Below are 16,046 nucleotides of genomic sequence, written 5' to 3' on the forward strand. Positions count from 1 at the left end.
AACGCCATGGCAGGTCAGACGAGACATGCCATGGCGATTGCTGATCCGGCGAAGGTCAGAGTTCTCCCTGACGGCTGCGGGCCATGACGACCGGAAGCAACAGATCGCCCCAGTTGCCGTCGCCGCCATGATGTCGGGCCGAGCGCACCAGCTCGACCGAGACGCCGGCCTCGACGGCTTTCATGACCGAATGGTTGAGGCGATGCAGATCGTTCGCCAGCATCCGGATCGTGTTTTGCTGATCCGGCGACAGGCTTGACGATTGTTCTTCCGCGCGTTCGCGGACGCGTGCGATGGAAGCCATGGTTTTCCTCCTTAAGGTTCGGGTTATTCGGCGGCTGGCCGAAACTGTTCGTGCTCGGTCGATGCCTTCATGGCAGTGGTCGATGAAAGACCGCCGCTGATGGCGAGCGACACGGCATCGAAATAGCCGGTGCCGACTTCGCGCTGATGTTTGATGGCGGTATAGCCGTTCCTTTCGGCGGCGAACTCCGCTTCTTGCAGCTCGGAATAGGCCGCCATCTGCCGCTCCTTGTAGCCACGCGCCAGTTCGAACATGCCGAAATTGAGCTGGTGGAAGCCGGCAAGCGTGATGAACTGGAACTTGTAGCCCATGGCGCCAAGCTCGCGTTGGAACTTGGCGATCGTCGCCTCGTCCAGATTTTTCCGCCAGTTGAAGGACGGCGAGCAATTATAGGCAAGAAGCTTATCCGGATGATGCCTGTGCACGCCTTCGGCAAAGCGCCGGGCCTGCTCCAGATCGGGCTTCGATGTCTCGCACCAGATGAGATCGCAATGAGGTGCATAGGCGACCGCGCGGGCGATGCAGGGCTCGATGCCGTTGCGCACCTGATAGAAGCCTTCGATCGTGCGTCCCGCATCATAATCGACGAAGGGCTGGTCGCGCTCGTCGATATCGGAGGTCAGCAACTTTGCCGCTTCGGCGTCTGTGCGGGCAATGACCAGCGTCGGCACGCCCATGACGTCGGCCGCCAGCCGGGCGGCATCGAGGTTGCGGATATGTGCCGCGGTCGGGATCAGCACCTTGCCACCGAGATGGCCACATTTCTTTTCCGAGGCGAGCTGATCCTCGAAATGAACACCCGCGACGCCAGCTTCGATATAGGCCTTCATGATCTCGAAGGCGTTGAGCGGCCCGCCGAACCCTGCTTCCGCATCGGCGACGATCGGGGCAAACCAGCTGTCGACGGAAAGCCCCTTGTCTTCCGAGGTCTCGATCTGGTCGGCGCGCTGCAGCGTGCGGTTGATGCGCTTGGCAAGCTCCGGCCCGGCATTGGCGGGATAGAGCGATTGATCCGGATACATGGCGGAAGCCGTGTTGGCGTCGGCCGCGACCTGCCAGCCGGAGAGATAGATCGCCTTCAGGCCGGCGCGAACCATCTGCATGGCCTGGTTGCCGGAGAGCGCACCGAGCGCATTGACGAAATCCTCGCTGTGCAGAAGCTGCCAGAGCCGGTTCGCGCCCATCTCGGCCAGCGAATAGCGAAGTTCCACGGAGCCGCGCAGCCGCTTCACATCCTCGGCGGAGTAAGGGCGCTCGATGCCGTCGAAACGACCGGTCGGGATATTGCGGATCAACTTGTCAAATTCTGTCACGATTTCCTCCATACAGAATGCTCGTCGCTGAGGTGACGCATTGACAAGATCGACAAAGTGACGGCGAAATGCCAGTCAAACCTTTCAAATGACGCTTGGAAAAGGGTCATGTTGCAAATCCTTGACGAAGACGTGCAGTCACTTTGTCAATTTTTGTAAACATTGCGGAGGTGGAGGAGGTCGGATGGTGGAGAGAAAGATTTTCGCAGGCCCGAAGGTTCGGCGCGTGCGCAACGGGCTCGGCATGACGCAGATCGCCATGGCGGATGCGCTGGAGATTTCTCCGTCCTATCTCAACCTGATCGAGCGCAATCAGCGCCCGCTGACCGTGCAGCTGCTGCTGAAGTTGAGCTCTGCCTTCAAGATCGATCTCGACGATCTCCGGAGCGAGGCGGGCAACGGTCTCAGCCAGTTGAAGGAGGTCTTTGCCGATCCTCTCCTTGCCGGCGAGCTGCCGGGTGATCAGGAGCTGGTCGAGCTGGCTGACATCGCGCCCAATGCGGCAAGCGGTATGGTCAAGCTCTATCGCGCCTATCGCGAACAGACGGCGCGCCTGTCCGATCTGATGACCTTGACGATGGAGAGTGGAGCAATGCCGCCGATCGGTGGGGCTCGCTTGCCGGCCGATGAAGTCCGAGATGTCTTCGAAAGCCGGACGGCTTATTTTCCGCGCCTGGAAATGGCGGCGGAGAGTTTTGCTGCCAGCCTTTCGCCCGAGCATGACCTAGTCTTCGCTTTGAAGGAGTGGCTACGCATCGAGCGCGGGATCTCTGTTCGTATTCTGCCGGTCCATGTCATGCCTGATCTTCGTCGGCGCTTCGACAGGCATTCGATGCGCCTGTTCATATCCGAACGGCTGTCGCCCGCCGACCAAGCACATGAAATCGCCATCGAGGTGGCAACGCTCGCCCTGCAGGATGCGATCAGTGAAGAGTTGCAGGCTCTTTCGCTCTCGACGCCGGAGGCGAAGCGCATCGCCCGCTTCGAGCTTGGCCGTCTGGCTGCCCTGGCGCTTGCCATGCCCTACGCACTTTTTCTCAAGGCCGCCCAGGCCGCCAGGTATGACATCGACATTCTCTGCGCGCGCTTCTCGGTTTCCTTTACGCAGGCGGCGACCCGCCTGACGATGTTGCAGCGGCCGGGCGCCTCCGGCGTGCCCTTCTTTCTGATGGAGATCGATTCAGCGGGTCATCGCCTGCGGAAGATCGGCGCGCATGGTTTTCCACGGTCAGGGTTTGGCGGCGGCTGTCCGAAGCTCAATATACACTCGGCATTCCTGCAGCCAGGCCAGATCCTGTCCGAGACCGTCGAGATGCCGGACGGCTCGATATTTCTGACCATCGCCCGCACACAGGAGGGGCCAAGGGCACCGTTCGGCGAGCGGGTGAGGCGAACCGCGTTGCTGCTCGGTTGCGATGTCATGGCTGGCGGTAGCCTCGTTTATGGCCAGATCGGATTACCCGGCCAGCAGCCTGTTGCAATCGGACCGGCCTGTCGGGTGTGCGAGCGCAAGGGTTGTCTTTCCCGCGCCGAGCCGCCGGTCACGCGGCCGCTCGGATTGGACGAGATGACGACGGGTCTGAGCATCTTCGATTTCTGATCATTCGACGACGCGTGATCGATCGTAAGGTATATACATGTGATGAATGCAATTTGTGTTGCAGTCATAATGATTTAAAGTATATGCTTAAAAGCTAATTAATTACCATCCTAGGTCTAGTTATTTGAGGGGGTAGCTATGAGTCAGCCTTCGAAATGGTGGTGGGGACTAATCCCCCTGGCGGTTGTTTGGATCGTTGCCACGATCTTTACCGGGCAATCCATCAACAGCGATCTTGGTAACCGGTCGACCTCGGCATTGGGCACGTCCGTCCAGAATCCCGCCTTCAGTGTGGCGGGACGCGATGTCTCGGTTTCCGGCACCGTGTTTTCCCCGGACGAGGCCTCGCAGGTTGCGAGTACCGTGGATCAGGTCTGGGGTGTCCGCAAGGTTCTGGTCGATACCAAGGAACCTGATGTCGCCAAGCCCTTCAACTGGGGCATAATCCATGAAGGCTCAAGCGTCGTCCTGACCGGCAATGTGCCAAATCCGACCACGCGCGACAAGATCGTTTCCGCCGCAAAGACGGCTTTCTCAGGCGCCGAGATCAAGGACGAGATGCAATATGCCAGCGGCGCTCCCACCGGCTACGACGGCGCCGTGCAGTTCGGGCTCGCTCAGTTGGCCGGCCTTGAGAAAGGCAGCGTCTCTCTGTCCGACGCGGCTCTCGGGATTTCGGGCACGGCCGCCACGCGAGACGCCTATGACGCGATCACCACCGCGCTCAAGGCATTACCGCAAGGCCTCACGCTCGCAAAGACCGATATAACGGCGCCGGCTCCCGTGGTTGCTGCAGCGTCGCCGACGCCCGCGCCAGCAGCAACGTCGACTTCGACCACAATGGCAACGGCGACCGCCGTTACGCCCGCTCTCGCGCCATCCTCCTTTAGTTTCGATGCCTTGAGGGATGCGGGGAAACTGACGCTTTCAGGCAGTTATTCTGACGATGACGCACACAGCAAGATCATCGATGCGGCCAAGAGCCTGTTCTCCAGTGATGAGATCAGCGATGAGCTGAAAGCCGCGCCCGGCGCGCCGGATGGATTTGCGGCCGCAGCACTCGGCGGGCTCAACGCCCTGTCGCGTCTTGCCAAGGGATCGTTCTCGCTCTCCGGCACCGATGCGAAGCTTTCCGGCGAGGCGCTTTATAACGGTGCGGTGAAGAGCATTCAGGACAGCTTTGCCGCCGCGATACCCGAGGGCTTCAAGGCGGCGCCCGCCGAAATCGCCGTCAGCGCGCCCGCGCCGGCTGTCGATGCTCCAAATTGCCAATCGCTGCTGAACACGATCCTCAGCAAATCAAAGATCAACTTCGATACCGGCAAGGCTCGGATATCGGCCGTATCGTCCGGCGTGCTGGATACGATTGTTGCGACGATCGGCCGGTGCCCCGGCAATGCTGTGGAGGTTTCGGGTCACACGGATTCGAGCGGAGACGAGGCGGCAAACATCGCCCTGTCCGAACAGCGCGCCAAGGCGGTCGTTGCCTACCTGACCGATGCGGGCGTGCCGGCAAGCCGGTTGACGGCTATCGGCCTCGGCTCGTCGCGTCCGGTCGCATCGAACGATACCGATGAGGGCAAGGCGCTCAATCGCCGTATCGAATTCTCTGTCAAATAGGGGAGGCAGCGATGACCTATCTGTTTTCGACTTATTGGCCTTGGATGCTGCTTGCGCTGGTGCTCGGGGCCATCGTCGGTTTTGCGACTTTCCTGCGGTCCGGCAAGGGCTGGTGGCCGGACGCCTGGCCGGGCTGGTTCAAGCTGTTGAGCCTGCTGTTCCTCGTGGGCGTTGTGGTCGCCATCTTCAAATGGCTTCCGGGTCTGCTGGGGCACTACCTGGAAACCGCTCTGCTTTTCGTCGGCAGCTATATCGTCGGCTGCTTCCTCGGTAGCTGGCTGGCAAGCTTCCGTGCGCGGGAGGAGGTCGAGGCAAGTGAGCCTGTTGCGGTTGCCGAGCCTACGCCAGTGCGGGTCACGCCTCCAGTTCCCATACCGCCTCTGGTCATCACGCCTACATCGACTCCGAAGCCAACGCCCGCTCCGGTGACAGCAACCACGTCGGCACCGGTATCCGCCGCTCCCACAGACGATCACATCCATCCCGGCCAACGCCCGCCAGCCGTCCCCAAAGGGGTTGGCGCGGTGGACGATCTCAAGCTCATTGATGGGGTCGGCCCCGTCAACGAGGGAAAGCTCCACGAACTGGGCATCTGGACCTTCAGGCAGATCGCGGCCTGGACGCCGGAAAATGCCGAATGGGTCGGCAGCTATATGGCCTTTCCGGGGCGCATCGAGCGTGAAGACTGGATCGGGCAGGCGGCACAACTGGCGAAAGGGCTCGGAACCGAACCTTCGCGCTGGGCCGATCTGGGCGATGCGTCCGCGTCATCGGGCTTTGCTTCATCGGCACCCGCCGCTGCTCCCGTCGCCGCCGGCGATCATCCAGGTCAACGCCCGCCGTCCGCGGTGAAAGGGGTTGCAACTCCGGACAATCTGAAGCGCATCTCCGGCATCGGTCATGTCAACGAGGAAAAGCTGAACGAACTGGGCATTTGGACCTTCGCGCAGATCGCGGCCTGGACAGAGGCAAACGCCGAATGGGTCGGCAGCTATATGGCCTTCCCAGGGCGCATAGAGCGCGAGGACTGGATTGGTCAGGCCGCCAAACTCGCAAAGGGGATCGAAACCGAATTCTCGCGCCGGGTCGACCACGGCGACGTGCCCACCTCGTCGTAACGGACTTTCGACGAGCATACAGATGGCCGCTCAGACCATGACGAGCGGCATGATCCTCCCCACCGAATGGGTAATGCTCCGCCGCTGATCGGGCGGCGGAGCAAATATGTTTCGGGCGGAACCTCAGTTCTTGACGGTATCTTCCAGGAAGAAGCGGCCGAGCGGGTTCTGATAGAAGTTTTTAACGTTCTTGCGCGAGACGTTGATATAGGGGCTGTAATAGAGGTCGATCCAGTTGACGTCGTCCTTCGCCATCTTCTGCAGATCGATATACATCTGCTCGCGCTTCTTCGGATCGAGCTCCAGGCGCGCCTTGGCGACCAGTTCCTTCACCGCTTCGTTCTTATAATTGGTCGAATAGTTGTTGTTGGAATCGTGGCCGAGCACGAAGGTCGTCTTCTGGTCCGGGTCGAGAATGTCGTTGGTCCAGTAGTTGACCGAGATGTCGTAGTCGCCGGCGACCGTCATGTCCCATTCCTGGCTCGGATCGACCTTCTGCAGGTTGGCGGTGATGCCTGCCTTCTGCAATTGCTGCTGCACCAGCACGGCCGTCTGCTCGTCGACTTCGTCGCCAGCGCGCAGAAGATAGGTCAGCGTCAGGTTGGAAACGCCGGCGTCAGCCAGCATCTTCTTGGCCTTTTCCGGATCGTAGGGGCGCTGCAGGTTGTCGGCGTAGTGATAAAGCGCGCCCTTCGGAATGTAGGAATTGGCGACCGTGCCCTGGCCGAAGGTAACGGCATCGACGATCGCTTTCTTGTCGACGGCGAGGTCGAGGGCCTGGCGGACTTCCTTCTTGCCGAGTTCGCCATGCGCGTGGTTGATCAGGAGGTGATCCTCGCGGGTCGAGGCATCGATGTCGACATTGAGGTTCGGATCCTTCTTCAGCTCTGCCACGCGGGAGAAGGGAACGAAGATCGCCGTATCGAGCTGGCCGGCCTGGACGTTCAGCATGCGGGTGTTGTCATCCGGCACGGAAATCCATTCGACACCATCGAGCTTCACCCGGTCGGCCTGCCAGAAGTAGGGGTTCTTCTTGAGGATGATGCGGTCGCCGCGCCGCCACTCCGAGACGGAGAAAGCGCCGGAGCCGATTGGCTTTTCGGCGTAAGCGTCGGGGCCGAGCGTCTCCATGCCCTTCTTGGAAATGACGGAGGCATTCGGCAGCGCCAGCGTCGACAGGAAGGGTGCGGAAGGATGCTTGAGCTTGATCGTCAGGGTATGCGGGTCGGTCGCGACCGCCGTGTCGATCACCTTGTAGGAATCGCTCCAGAGCGAGGCCGCGTCGTCGCGGATGCGCAGCAGGCTGAAGGCGGCATCCTCGGCGGTCAGCGGCGAGCCGTCGGAGAATTTCGCGTCGCGGATCTTGAAGACATAGGTGAGGCCATCCTCGGACGCGGTCCAGCTTTCGGCAAGGCCGGGCTCCAGCTTGGTGCCGGTCTTGTCGACGCGGATCAGCACGTCATAGACATTCGAGAACACCCAGTTATCGATGTTCTGCGCCGTCTTGATCGGATCGAACGTGGTCGAATCCTCACGGCGGCCAATGGTCAGCACGCCGGCTGCCTCGGCATAGGTTGCGGTGAGCGTAAGGCCGGCGACGATGGCCGCGAGCCCGATTGATTTCCATTTGCTGGTCATAAGATCGTTCCCTTGGTTGTTATGGCATGCGTTTGATTGGCAGGATTTCGGCGACGTTGTTTGCGTCTCGAAGATCGGTGTCGGCAAAGAGCGGCTTGTCCGGGTCGATGTCCGGAATGGCGGCGATAAGCGAGGCCGTGTAGGCATGTTTCGGACGCGCGAAGACCTCCTCGGACGGGCCTTCCTCGACGATCTCTCCGCGATACATCACGACGGTGCGTTCGCAGAGATTGCGGACGATGGCGAGATCGTGTGCGATGAAGAGCAGGGTCAGATTCATCTTCCGCGTCAGCTCGCGGAAGAGCTCGATGATCTGCGCCTGGATGGTGACGTCGAGGGCGGCGACACACTCGTCGGCGATGATGAGCTGAGGGTCGACGGCGAGCGCACGGGCAATGCCGGCGCGCTGGCACTGGCCGCCGCTCATGCTGCGCGGCTTGCGCTTGGCAAATTCCCGCTCCAGCCCGACGAGATCCAGCAGTTCGCCGACGCGGGCGGGGATGTCGGCAGATGCGACCTTGCCCTGCACCTTAAGCACTTCGGTGAGCATATCGCCGATCGTCAGTCGCGGATTGAGCGCGTTATAGGGGTCCTGGAACACCATGGCCGCCTCGCGCCGGAGCTTGGCGAGGCCCGCCGTTCTCTGCTGCGCCAGGTCGATGCCGCCGAAGGTGATATGGCCGGAGGAGAGTGGCGTCAGGCCAAGGATGGCGCGGGCAAGCGTGCTCTTGCCGCTGCCGGATTCGCCGACGATGCCAACCGTCTCGCCCGGCATCAGCCGGAGGCTGACGCCCGAGACGGCGTTGACCGTTCTGGCGCCGCTGCCCTTGAGGAAGCCGCCGCCGACATTGAAACGGACGTGCAGGTCGTCGATTTCAAGGAGTGGCTTGAGCCGGGTTTCGGCTCTTATGGCTTCCGGGAGGGATGCCGCCTCGTCGGGCATCGACGGATGGCTCTTGATCAGGTCGATCGTGTAGGGATGCCGCGGCTGCGACAGGAGCGTCCGTTTCGGACCCTCCTCCAGCAGCTTGCCGCCGCGCATCACGGCGATGCGGTCACAGGTCTGGGCGACGATGCCGAGATCGTGGGTGATGAGGATGATCGAGAGGCCACGCTTGTCGCGGATATCCATCAAGAGCTTGAGGATCTGCGCCTGAATGGTGACGTCGAGCGCGGTCGTCGGCTCGTCGGCGATCAGGATTTTCGGGTTGCAGGCCAGGGCGACGCCGATCATCGCGCGCTGGCGCATGCCGCCGGAGAATTCGTGCGGATAGCTCTCATATTGCCTGACAGGATCGGGAAAGCCGACCTGGCCGAGGATTTCGATGGCAGCAGCGCGTGCCTCGCGGACGTTGAGACCCTGATGATAGCGGATGCCCTCGGCGATTTGGTTGCCGATCCGCATGACCGGATCGAGATGGCTGGTCGGGTTCTGGAAGATCATGCCGATCTCGCCGCCGCGTACCTTCAGCATGTCGGCGTCGCTGATCCTCGTCAGGTCGCGACCCTCGAGCAGGACACTGCCGCCTTCGATCTTCAGGAGTGAGGAGGGGAGAAGGCGGATCAGCGAGCGGCAGAGCAGGCTTTTGCCGGAGCCGCTTTCGCCGACAAGGCCGAGGATTTCTCCCTTGGCGAGATCGAGCGATACGGCATCGAGCAGTATGCGCTCGCCGCTGTCGAGATGCGCCTTGACGGTGAGATCGCGGACGGAAAGGACGGAGGCGCTCATTCGTGCACCCCCAGCAATTCGCCGAGTGCATCGCCCAGCATGCTGAAGCCGAAGGCAAGGCAGACGATAGAGAGGCCGGGAAACAGCGTAATCCACCAGGCCGTGGTGATGAAGCTCTGGCCTTCGGCGACCATGACGCCCCATTCGGCCAGCGGTGGCTGTACCCCAAGACCGAGATAGCTGACGGCGGCGCCGCTGAGCAGAACGAGTACGGCATCCGACATCGAAAAGACGATCGAACCGGCGATGGCATTCGGCAGCAGATGACGGAACATGATGCGAAAGCGGCTGAAGCCGAGGCTGACGGCGGCAACCGCATAGTCGCTGTTTTTCAGCACCAACATCTGCGCGCGGATGAGGCGGGCATAGGAGACCCAGCCGACCAGCGCCATGGCGATATAGAAGCTGCTCAGCCCCGGTCCGAGAATGGCAATGATCGACAGCATCAGCACGAGGAAGGGAAAGGCGAGGATGATGTCGACGACCCGCATGAAGACCGCATCGATCACGCCGCCGAAGAAACCGGCGATGGTGCCGATGGTCGTACCGATCAGGAAGGGAAAGACGACGCCGATCACGGCGATCTGCAGGTCGATGCGCGTGCCCCAGAGGACGCGCGAGAGGATATCGCGGCCGAAATTATCGGTGCCGAAGGGGTGAAACAGGGACGGTGCCTGCAGGCGGACATCGGCATTTTGCAGGATTGGATCATAGGGCGCGATCAGCGGAGCGCCGAGTGCCGCCAGCAGAAAGAACAGGAGAATGCCGCCGCCGATGACGAGCGTCAGCCGCTTGCCTAGAAGATGGCGCCAGGCGATGGAAGTGGGAACGGTTGCCTGGAGGCTCATATGGTCACCCGTGGGTCTGCGGCGACGGTGACGATGTCGGCGAGGAAATTGACGAGCACGGTGGCGCAGGCAAAGACCATTGCGACGCCCTGAACGACCATATAGTCCCGTGAGAAGATGGCGCGCACCAGAAGCTGGCCCATGCCAGGCAGCGCAAAGACGCTTTCGACGACGACGGTGCCGCCGATCAGCCAGCCGATATTGACCGCCAGCAGGTTGATGGTCGGCACCAGCGAATTCGGCACCACATGCCGCCAGAAGACGATGCTCTCCGGCATGCCACGGGCCCGCGCCGCCGTCGCCACGTCCGATTTCAGGGATTCGATCATCGCGGCGCGCAGGCTGCGGGTCAGCACGGTCGACAGCGACAGAGCGATGGTGAGGCTCGGCAGGATGAGATGCTGCAGCTTGTCGCCAAGCGTCTCGCCATAACCGGAGACCGGAAGCACGCCGAGATCGACGCTGAAGAGGATGATGAGCATCAGGCCAAGCCAGAAAGGCGGAAAGCCGATGCCGAAGGTGGAGACGATCCGCACGATATGGTCGGCCGCGCGGCCACTGTTGCGGGCGGCAATCGCCGCCATCGGCACGGCGATAAGGATCGACAGGATGACACTGGCGACGACGAGCGCCACCGTCGGCTCGATGCGGGTGGAAATCAGCTTCAACACATCGATCTTATAGAGGATGGATTTGCCCATCTCGCCATTGGCGAGGTTTTTCAGGAAATAGAAGTATTGCAGCCAGATCGGCTGATCGAGGCCGTATTGGGCGCGGATATTGGCCAGCGCCGTCGGCGTCGCGCGTGTGCCGAGAATATTGCGGGCGGGATCGCCAGGAATGAGGCGCACTAGGATGAAGGTAATGACGCTGATGCCGAAAATGACAGGCAGGAATTGCAGCGGCCGGCTGAGAACGAACCTATAGCGATGCATGGCGACGATCGCTCCCTGGCCTTCTTCGGTTTTTGAACCCGTTCTGTTGCATCATGCCTGCCTGTGCCTCGCCAGGAAATCGAGAAGTGCGGGATAATAATCGCCGGGGTTTTCATAGAAGGGCATGTGGCTCGCGTTCGCAAACACCTTGAGTTCGGCATTCGGAATGGCAAGCTTCATGCGCAGCGCGCAGGCGGGCGTCAGCTCGTCGTGCTCGCCGACGGTGATCAGCGTCGGCACGGTCATGCGCGGCAGGTCGGGGATGCGGTTCCAGTCCTTGAGATTGCCGATATAGAGGAATTCGTTCGGCCCCTGCATCGTCGCGTAAGGCCCCATGTTCCAGTCGTCGAGCGAACGGCGCACAGGTGCGGGCCATTCCGGCAGGCGACAGACATGGCGGTAATTGAGGATTGTCACGGCGGCCATGTATTCCGGATGATCGTAGGTGCCTTGCGCCTCATGCTTCTGCATCATCGCCACGGTTTCCGGGCCGAGTGCCGAGCGCAGCCGCTCCAGTTCCAGGATCAGGTGCGGCATGTCGGCGACGGTGTCTTCGAGGATCAGCGTCTGGAGGTTTTCCGGATAGGTGAGCGCGTAGTCGATCGCGAGCCAGCCGCCCCAGGAATGGCCGAGCATATGAACTTTGCCGAGGCCAAGCGCCTTGCGAACGGTTTCGGTTTCCTCGACATAGCGGCCGATCGTCCAGAGGGCGGGATCGGTGGGGCGGTCGGAGGCGCCGGTTCCGAGCTGGTCGAAGGCAACGACGCGATAACCCTGGTCGACAAGGCAGGAATGCGCCTCGCGCAGGTAGTCGCAAGGAAGGCCGGGGCCGCCATTAAGGCAGAAGACGGTCTCCGCGCCGGAACCGAAGTTATAGGCAATCACTTTGTGCCCATCGACTTCGACTTCCATGCGTTCGTCCGGCTGCATTTCGCGCCACATCAGCTTACTCCGGCAAAATTCTTCTTGCTCAACATTTGGGCATGATTAAATTTTTACCGTAAACCGCGATCCACACCAGCTATAAGAAGTGATAGGGTCGGGGTTTGGATGTAAGTCGGAGTTCTCCATGCTTGACGAAATCGGAACGATCAGACGCAAGTTTACCGCGCACGATACGCTGGACGGACGGATCGACCAGGCTTTCGAGGCGATGCAACAGCTCGGTTTCGAAGCCCTGGTTTACGACTACACGCCGGTGCCCTTCGATCTCGACGGTGAGCTCATGGTTCCTTCGTTTCTGAAGCTGCGCAATATTTCCGACGATATGCTCGAATACTGGTTCGACCGCGGCTATTTCCGCATCGATCCGGTGCAGCAGGTGGCGCTGCGCACCTCGGCGCCGTTTTTCTGGAACTACAATGTCGAGGCTGATACGGCGATCAACCGCTATCTCGGAGAAAATACCGAACCGGTCGCCCGCTACCTCAACGAACGCGACATGTCGACGGGCGTCACAGTGCCGGTGCACATGCCGCGCGGCGATTATGCGACGGTCACCGGCATCCGTTTCGGTGCGAACAAGGATTTCGAGCGCAATGCGCTCCGCTACATCGCCGATTTCGGCCTGCTCGCCCATGTCTTCCACGAGACGGCCTATGCGCTTTTCGATTCCAGCGCGCGCAGCGTCGGCAAGATGCGGCTGACGGAGCGGGAGCGGGAGTGCCTGCGCCATTCGGCCGAGGGGCTTTCGGCGAAGGAAATTTCCCGCATCATCGACCGCTCGGTGCCGACTGTCGTCATGCACCTCAATGCCGCTGCCAAGAAGCTCGGCGCCAAGAACCGCACGCAGGCGGTGGTGCGCGCCACGCATTATCGTCTTCTGGATAACGAGCCATCCTATAACTTCTGATAGCTGCCGCAGGCCTTGAGGCCGCGTTATGCTTTTCCATCCTTGTCAAAGAGATGGAGAAACCCGTGGCCGCCGTCGCATCGAAAGAAGCCTTCCTGCCCTTTCGCGAATACCAGACCTGGTATCGCATCACCGGATCGCTCGATAGCGGCAAGCTGCCCCTCGTCGTCGCTCATGGCGGTCCTGGCTGCACGCACGACTATGTCGATTCCTTCAAGGGCATCACCGAGATCGACGGTCGCGCCGTCATTCACTACGATCAGCTTGGCAACGGCAATTCCACGCGCCTACCGGAAAAAGGTCCCGATTTCTGGACGCCGGCGCTGTTCCTCGAGGAGCTGGACGCATTGCTGAAGCATCTCGGCATTCAGGATCGCTACGCTTTTCTCGGCCAGTCCTGGGGTGGGATGTTGGGCGCGGAACATGCGGTTCGCCAGCCGAAGGGGCTGAAGGCGCTCGTCATCGCCAATTCGCCGGCGAACATGCACACCTGGGTTTCCGAGGCCAATCGGCTCCGCCGCGAGCTGCCGCAGCATGTGCAGGATACGCTTCTGAAACACGAAAAGGCGGGTACGATCACCGATCCGGAATACATCACCGCCTCCCGCGTCTTCTACGACCGGCATGTCTGCCGCGTCGTTCCCTGGCCGCCGGAAGTGGCGCGCACCTTCGCGATCATGGACGAGGACAATACGGTCTATCGCAACATGAACGGCCCAACCGAATTCCATGTCATCGGCACGATGAAGGACTGGACCATCGAGGACCGCCTGCCCCTGATCGAAGCCCCGACGCTGCTGATCTCCGGCAAATATGACGAGGCGACGCCCGATGTCGTCAAGCCCTATGTCGACCGCGTCGTCGGCTGTAAATGGGTGCTCTTCGACCAGTCCAGCCACATGCCGCATGTCGAGGAAAAAGAGCTGTGCCTGGCAACCGTTTCTGCCTTCCTGTCGGGGCATGACTGACGTTCTGGTGGTATGGGTGGGCTAAACCTTCGTCGTTCCGCATGCAACGAATAGGTCTCTTTCGAAGAAAAACGCATTTGGGACAAACGAATCGGCGAAAGTCCTTGGTGAGGAGCTTTTGGATCAAAGAAATTGCGTGCCGTGTTTGCGCGAAAATTCCTGTTGACCTCAACCTGGGTTGAGGTGTGAGAGTGCGTTTACTCGCTAGCGATGGAGGGGCCGATGGCGATCATTCTGAGCGATGGTGATCTGGAGGAGCTTCCGGTCATGCGGCTCGCTATAGAAGCGATCGAGGGTGCAATCCTTGCCAGGTCCACGGGGGACCTGGTGTCGCCGCCGAGGCACAATGTTTCCTTCGCCGAAAAAGGTGACCTGATCTTCACGATCGGCGGAATGCTCGATGATGCTTCTATCGCTGGCTTCAGGGTCTATGACACATTCACAGGACCTCGCCACGAACAGATCACTGCGGTCTGGTCAACGGAAACGGCGGAGCTTCAGGGCCTCATCATCGGCACCCGATTGGGAGAGATCCGCACCGGCGCGATCGGCGGCATTGCCATTCGTTATATGTCGTCCCCCGATGCCAGGACGGTCGGCGTCATCGGCACCGGTCAGCAGGCACGCGCCCAGCTGGAGGCGGCGGCGCTTGTTCGCGAGCTTACTCATGTCCGGGTATATAGCCGCAGCGAGCGGAACCGCTATCAATTTGCATTGGAAATGGAAGAGCGCCTGGGCATTCCGATCGAAACCGTGGACTCGCCGCGGTGCGCCGTGAGCGAAGCCGATATCGTCATCTGCGCCACAAGCAGCCTGACGCCAGTGATCGAGGCGGATTGGCTGAAGCCCGGCGTTCACATCAATACCGTCGGCCCCAAGATGGTGGACGAGCACGAACTGGGTCTGGATGTTGCCGCCGTCGCCCATCTGATTGCCACGGATTCTCCAGAGCAGGTGAAAGCCTACAAGATGCCGTTCTTCCTTGAGGGAACGCCGAGCGCGGAGCGGCTGGTTGACCTAGCGGCGATCGTCAGCGGGAGGCTTGCCGCCCGGGATGGCCCTGACCAGACGACCTTGTTTTGCTCCGTGGGCCTTGCCGGCACCGAGGTGCTGGTGGGCGCTCGCATTCTGGATGCGCTCAAGGCGAGGACTGGTGGAGCTTGACGCGACGCCCTTCTAATCTCTCGCTAAGCCGCCAGAATGCGATCCCTCGCGTAACAATTGCTGCGCTGTTGCGCGAAACATCTCCGCCAGCTGCTTCAGAAGCGGACCGGTCGGCGCGCTTCTGCGCCAGCATAGGCCGATACGGCGTTTCGGGTTGCCGTCGCTGAATTTCAGCAGACAGATCTGGTCCGACGACATGATCGGGCCGATGGTTGCCAGTGAGGGCAGGAGGGTGATGCCGACATTCGCGCCGACCATCAGGCGCAACGTCTCGAGGCTTGTGGCCTGGAAGGAGGATTTCTGTCCGGCGCCGGAGAGCCGGCAGACGTCGAGCGCGTGTTCGCGCAGGCAATGCCCTTCCTCCAGCAGCATCAGGTCGTAACGGGAGAGATCTTCCATGCTGATGCTTGCCCGCTCGACCAGCGGATGCTTCTTCGGCACGGCGAGTAGAAACGGTTCCTCAAACAGGAACTCCACCTGCAGCTGGTCGCTCTCGACCGGCATGGCCAGGAGTGCGGCGTCAAGCTCGCCGCTCCGTAGCCGCGACAAGAGCACACCGCTTTTCTCCTCGCTCAGAAGAATCTCCAGTTGCGGGAAGCGTTCATGCACCTGCGGCACCACATGCGGCAGGAAATAAGGGCCGAGCGTCGGGAAGGCGCCGAGACGGAGCGTTCCGAGCTCCTGGTTCTGGTTCAGCAGCGCCGCATTCTTCAATTGCTGGACATCGACGAGGATCCGTTTCGCCCGTTCGGCGGCGTCCTTACCGAAGACGGTCAGCATGAAGGAGCGCGCGTCGCGCTCCACCAGCGGTGTGCCGAGTTCCGCCTCGAGCTTCCTGATTTGTGCCGACAAGGTTGGCTGGCTGACCAGGCAAGCCTCGGCCGCGCGGCCAAAATGGCGATATTTGGCCAGCGCGACGAGATATTCCAGTTCTCTGAGTGTCATGACGCTTCGCCG

Annotated in this window: 14 protein-coding genes; 6 read left to right on the top strand and 8 right to left on the bottom strand. The window is 61.0% G+C overall.

Going from position 1 to position 16,046, the window contains the following annotated elements; all coding sequences use genetic code 11:
• Window positions 1-55: 55 nt before the first annotated feature.
• Window positions 56-304, bottom strand: a complete 249-nt coding sequence (locus AB6803_RS22075; RefSeq protein WP_007697455.1) for a hypothetical protein — start codon at window positions 302-304, stop codon at window positions 56-58.
• A 23-nt stretch (window positions 305-327) separates the two neighbouring features.
• Entirely contained in the window at window positions 328-1,629 is a 1,302-nt protein-coding gene (gene aceA / locus AB6803_RS22080) for an isocitrate lyase (RefSeq protein WP_371110901.1), read from the bottom strand.
• A 172-nt stretch (window positions 1,630-1,801) separates the two neighbouring features.
• Here aceA and AB6803_RS22085 point away from each other — a divergent pair, with 172 nt between their 5' ends.
• The 3 genes from AB6803_RS22085 to AB6803_RS22095 all read left to right on the top strand — a co-directional run bounded on the left by AB6803_RS22085 (window position 1,802) and on the right by AB6803_RS22095 (window position 5,955).
• Complete coding sequence (locus AB6803_RS22085) at window positions 1,802-3,217, top strand: short-chain fatty acyl-CoA regulator family protein (protein ID WP_371110902.1); 1,416 nt, start codon at window positions 1,802-1,804, stop codon at window positions 3,215-3,217.
• Between the two features lie 138 nt (window positions 3,218-3,355).
• Window positions 3,356-4,837 (top strand): OmpA family protein, encoded by a 1,482-nt coding sequence (locus tag AB6803_RS22090; RefSeq protein WP_371110903.1) that lies wholly within the window; start codon window positions 3,356-3,358, stop codon window positions 4,835-4,837.
• Window positions 4,838-4,848: 11 nt separating this feature from the next.
• Entirely contained in the window at window positions 4,849-5,955 is a 1,107-nt protein-coding gene (locus AB6803_RS22095) for a hypothetical protein (RefSeq protein ID WP_371110904.1), read from the top strand.
• A 123-nt stretch (window positions 5,956-6,078) separates the two neighbouring features.
• Here AB6803_RS22095 and AB6803_RS22100 read toward each other — a convergent pair whose 3' ends face one another.
• Genes AB6803_RS22100 through AB6803_RS22120 form a run of 5 tightly spaced genes read right to left on the bottom strand, consistent with a single transcriptional unit; the run spans window position 6,079 to window position 12,047 of the window.
• Window positions 6,079-7,593 carry an ABC transporter substrate-binding protein gene (locus AB6803_RS22100; protein WP_371110905.1) on the bottom strand — a complete coding sequence of 505 codons (1,515 nt, stop codon included), beginning with the start codon at window positions 7,591-7,593 and terminating at the stop codon, window positions 6,079-6,081.
• 19 nt (window positions 7,594-7,612) lie between these two features.
• The gene (locus AB6803_RS22105; protein ID WP_371110906.1) at window positions 7,613-9,322 is read right to left on the bottom strand and encodes a dipeptide ABC transporter ATP-binding protein; all 1,710 of its coding nucleotides are present in this window, start codon (window positions 9,320-9,322) and stop codon (window positions 7,613-7,615) included.
• On the bottom strand, window positions 9,319-10,170 hold the full coding sequence (locus tag AB6803_RS22110) for an ABC transporter permease (RefSeq protein WP_371110907.1): 852 nt from the start codon (window positions 10,168-10,170) through the stop codon (window positions 9,319-9,321). The genes AB6803_RS22105 and AB6803_RS22110 overlap by 4 nt, the downstream gene beginning before the upstream one ends.
• Window positions 10,167-11,105, bottom strand: coding sequence for an ABC transporter permease (locus tag AB6803_RS22115; protein ID WP_371110908.1), 939 nt, complete (start codon window positions 11,103-11,105; stop codon window positions 10,167-10,169). Before AB6803_RS22115 ends, AB6803_RS22110 begins: the two co-directional genes overlap by 4 nt.
• A gap of 51 nt (window positions 11,106-11,156) precedes the next feature.
• The gene (locus tag AB6803_RS22120; RefSeq protein ID WP_371110909.1) at window positions 11,157-12,047 is read right to left on the bottom strand and encodes a proline iminopeptidase-family hydrolase; all 891 of its coding nucleotides are present in this window, start codon (window positions 12,045-12,047) and stop codon (window positions 11,157-11,159) included.
• Window positions 12,048-12,174: 127 nt separating this feature from the next.
• Between AB6803_RS22120 and AB6803_RS22125 the strand changes: the two genes are divergently transcribed.
• The 3 genes from AB6803_RS22125 (at window position 12,175) to AB6803_RS22135 (ending at window position 15,089) form a co-directional block, all read left to right on the top strand.
• The gene (locus tag AB6803_RS22125; protein WP_371110910.1) at window positions 12,175-12,957 is read left to right on the top strand and encodes an autoinducer binding domain-containing protein; all 783 of its coding nucleotides are present in this window, start codon (window positions 12,175-12,177) and stop codon (window positions 12,955-12,957) included.
• A gap of 53 nt (window positions 12,958-13,010) precedes the next feature.
• Window positions 13,011-13,925, top strand: coding sequence for a proline iminopeptidase-family hydrolase (locus tag AB6803_RS22130; protein ID WP_371110911.1), 915 nt, complete (start codon window positions 13,011-13,013; stop codon window positions 13,923-13,925).
• 222 nt (window positions 13,926-14,147) lie between these two features.
• Window positions 14,148-15,089 carry an ornithine cyclodeaminase family protein gene (locus AB6803_RS22135; protein WP_371110912.1) on the top strand — a complete coding sequence of 314 codons (942 nt, stop codon included), beginning with the start codon at window positions 14,148-14,150 and terminating at the stop codon, window positions 15,087-15,089.
• 12 nt (window positions 15,090-15,101) lie between these two features.
• Here the strand turns inward: AB6803_RS22135 and AB6803_RS22140 are convergent, their stop codons facing one another.
• Entirely contained in the window at window positions 15,102-16,034 is a 933-nt protein-coding gene (locus AB6803_RS22140) for a LysR substrate-binding domain-containing protein (protein WP_371110913.1), read from the bottom strand.
• Window positions 16,035-16,046: the final 12 nt, after the last annotated feature.

Source organism: Rhizobium sp. RCC_161_2, from assembly GCF_041355235.1.
Taxonomy (GTDB): domain Bacteria; phylum Pseudomonadota; class Alphaproteobacteria; order Rhizobiales; family Rhizobiaceae; genus Rhizobium.

Coding starts and splice junctions, on each gene's coding strand:
- AB6803_RS22075 (WP_007697455.1), bottom strand. CDS start 304: ATGGCTTCCATCGCACGCGTCCGCGAACGCGCGGAAGAACAATCGTCA.
- aceA (WP_371110901.1), bottom strand. CDS start 1,629: ATGGAGGAAATCGTGACAGAATTTGACAAGTTGATCCGCAATATCCCG.
- AB6803_RS22085 (WP_371110902.1), top strand. CDS start 1,802: ATGGTGGAGAGAAAGATTTTCGCAGGCCCGAAGGTTCGGCGCGTGCGC.
- AB6803_RS22090 (WP_371110903.1), top strand. CDS start 3,356: ATGAGTCAGCCTTCGAAATGGTGGTGGGGACTAATCCCCCTGGCGGTT.
- AB6803_RS22095 (WP_371110904.1), top strand. CDS start 4,849: ATGACCTATCTGTTTTCGACTTATTGGCCTTGGATGCTGCTTGCGCTG.
- AB6803_RS22100 (WP_371110905.1), bottom strand. CDS start 7,593: ATGACCAGCAAATGGAAATCAATCGGGCTCGCGGCCATCGTCGCCGGC.
- AB6803_RS22105 (WP_371110906.1), bottom strand. CDS start 9,322: ATGAGCGCCTCCGTCCTTTCCGTCCGCGATCTCACCGTCAAGGCGCAT.
- AB6803_RS22110 (WP_371110907.1), bottom strand. CDS start 10,170: ATGAGCCTCCAGGCAACCGTTCCCACTTCCATCGCCTGGCGCCATCTT.
- AB6803_RS22115 (WP_371110908.1), bottom strand. CDS start 11,105: ATGCATCGCTATAGGTTCGTTCTCAGCCGGCCGCTGCAATTCCTGCCT.
- AB6803_RS22120 (WP_371110909.1), bottom strand. CDS start 12,047: ATGTGGCGCGAAATGCAGCCGGACGAACGCATGGAAGTCGAAGTCGAT.
- AB6803_RS22125 (WP_371110910.1), top strand. CDS start 12,175: ATGCTTGACGAAATCGGAACGATCAGACGCAAGTTTACCGCGCACGAT.
- AB6803_RS22130 (WP_371110911.1), top strand. CDS start 13,011: ATGGAGAAACCCGTGGCCGCCGTCGCATCGAAAGAAGCCTTCCTGCCC.
- AB6803_RS22135 (WP_371110912.1), top strand. CDS start 14,148: ATGGCGATCATTCTGAGCGATGGTGATCTGGAGGAGCTTCCGGTCATG.
- AB6803_RS22140 (WP_371110913.1), bottom strand. CDS start 16,034: ATGACACTCAGAGAACTGGAATATCTCGTCGCGCTGGCCAAATATCGC.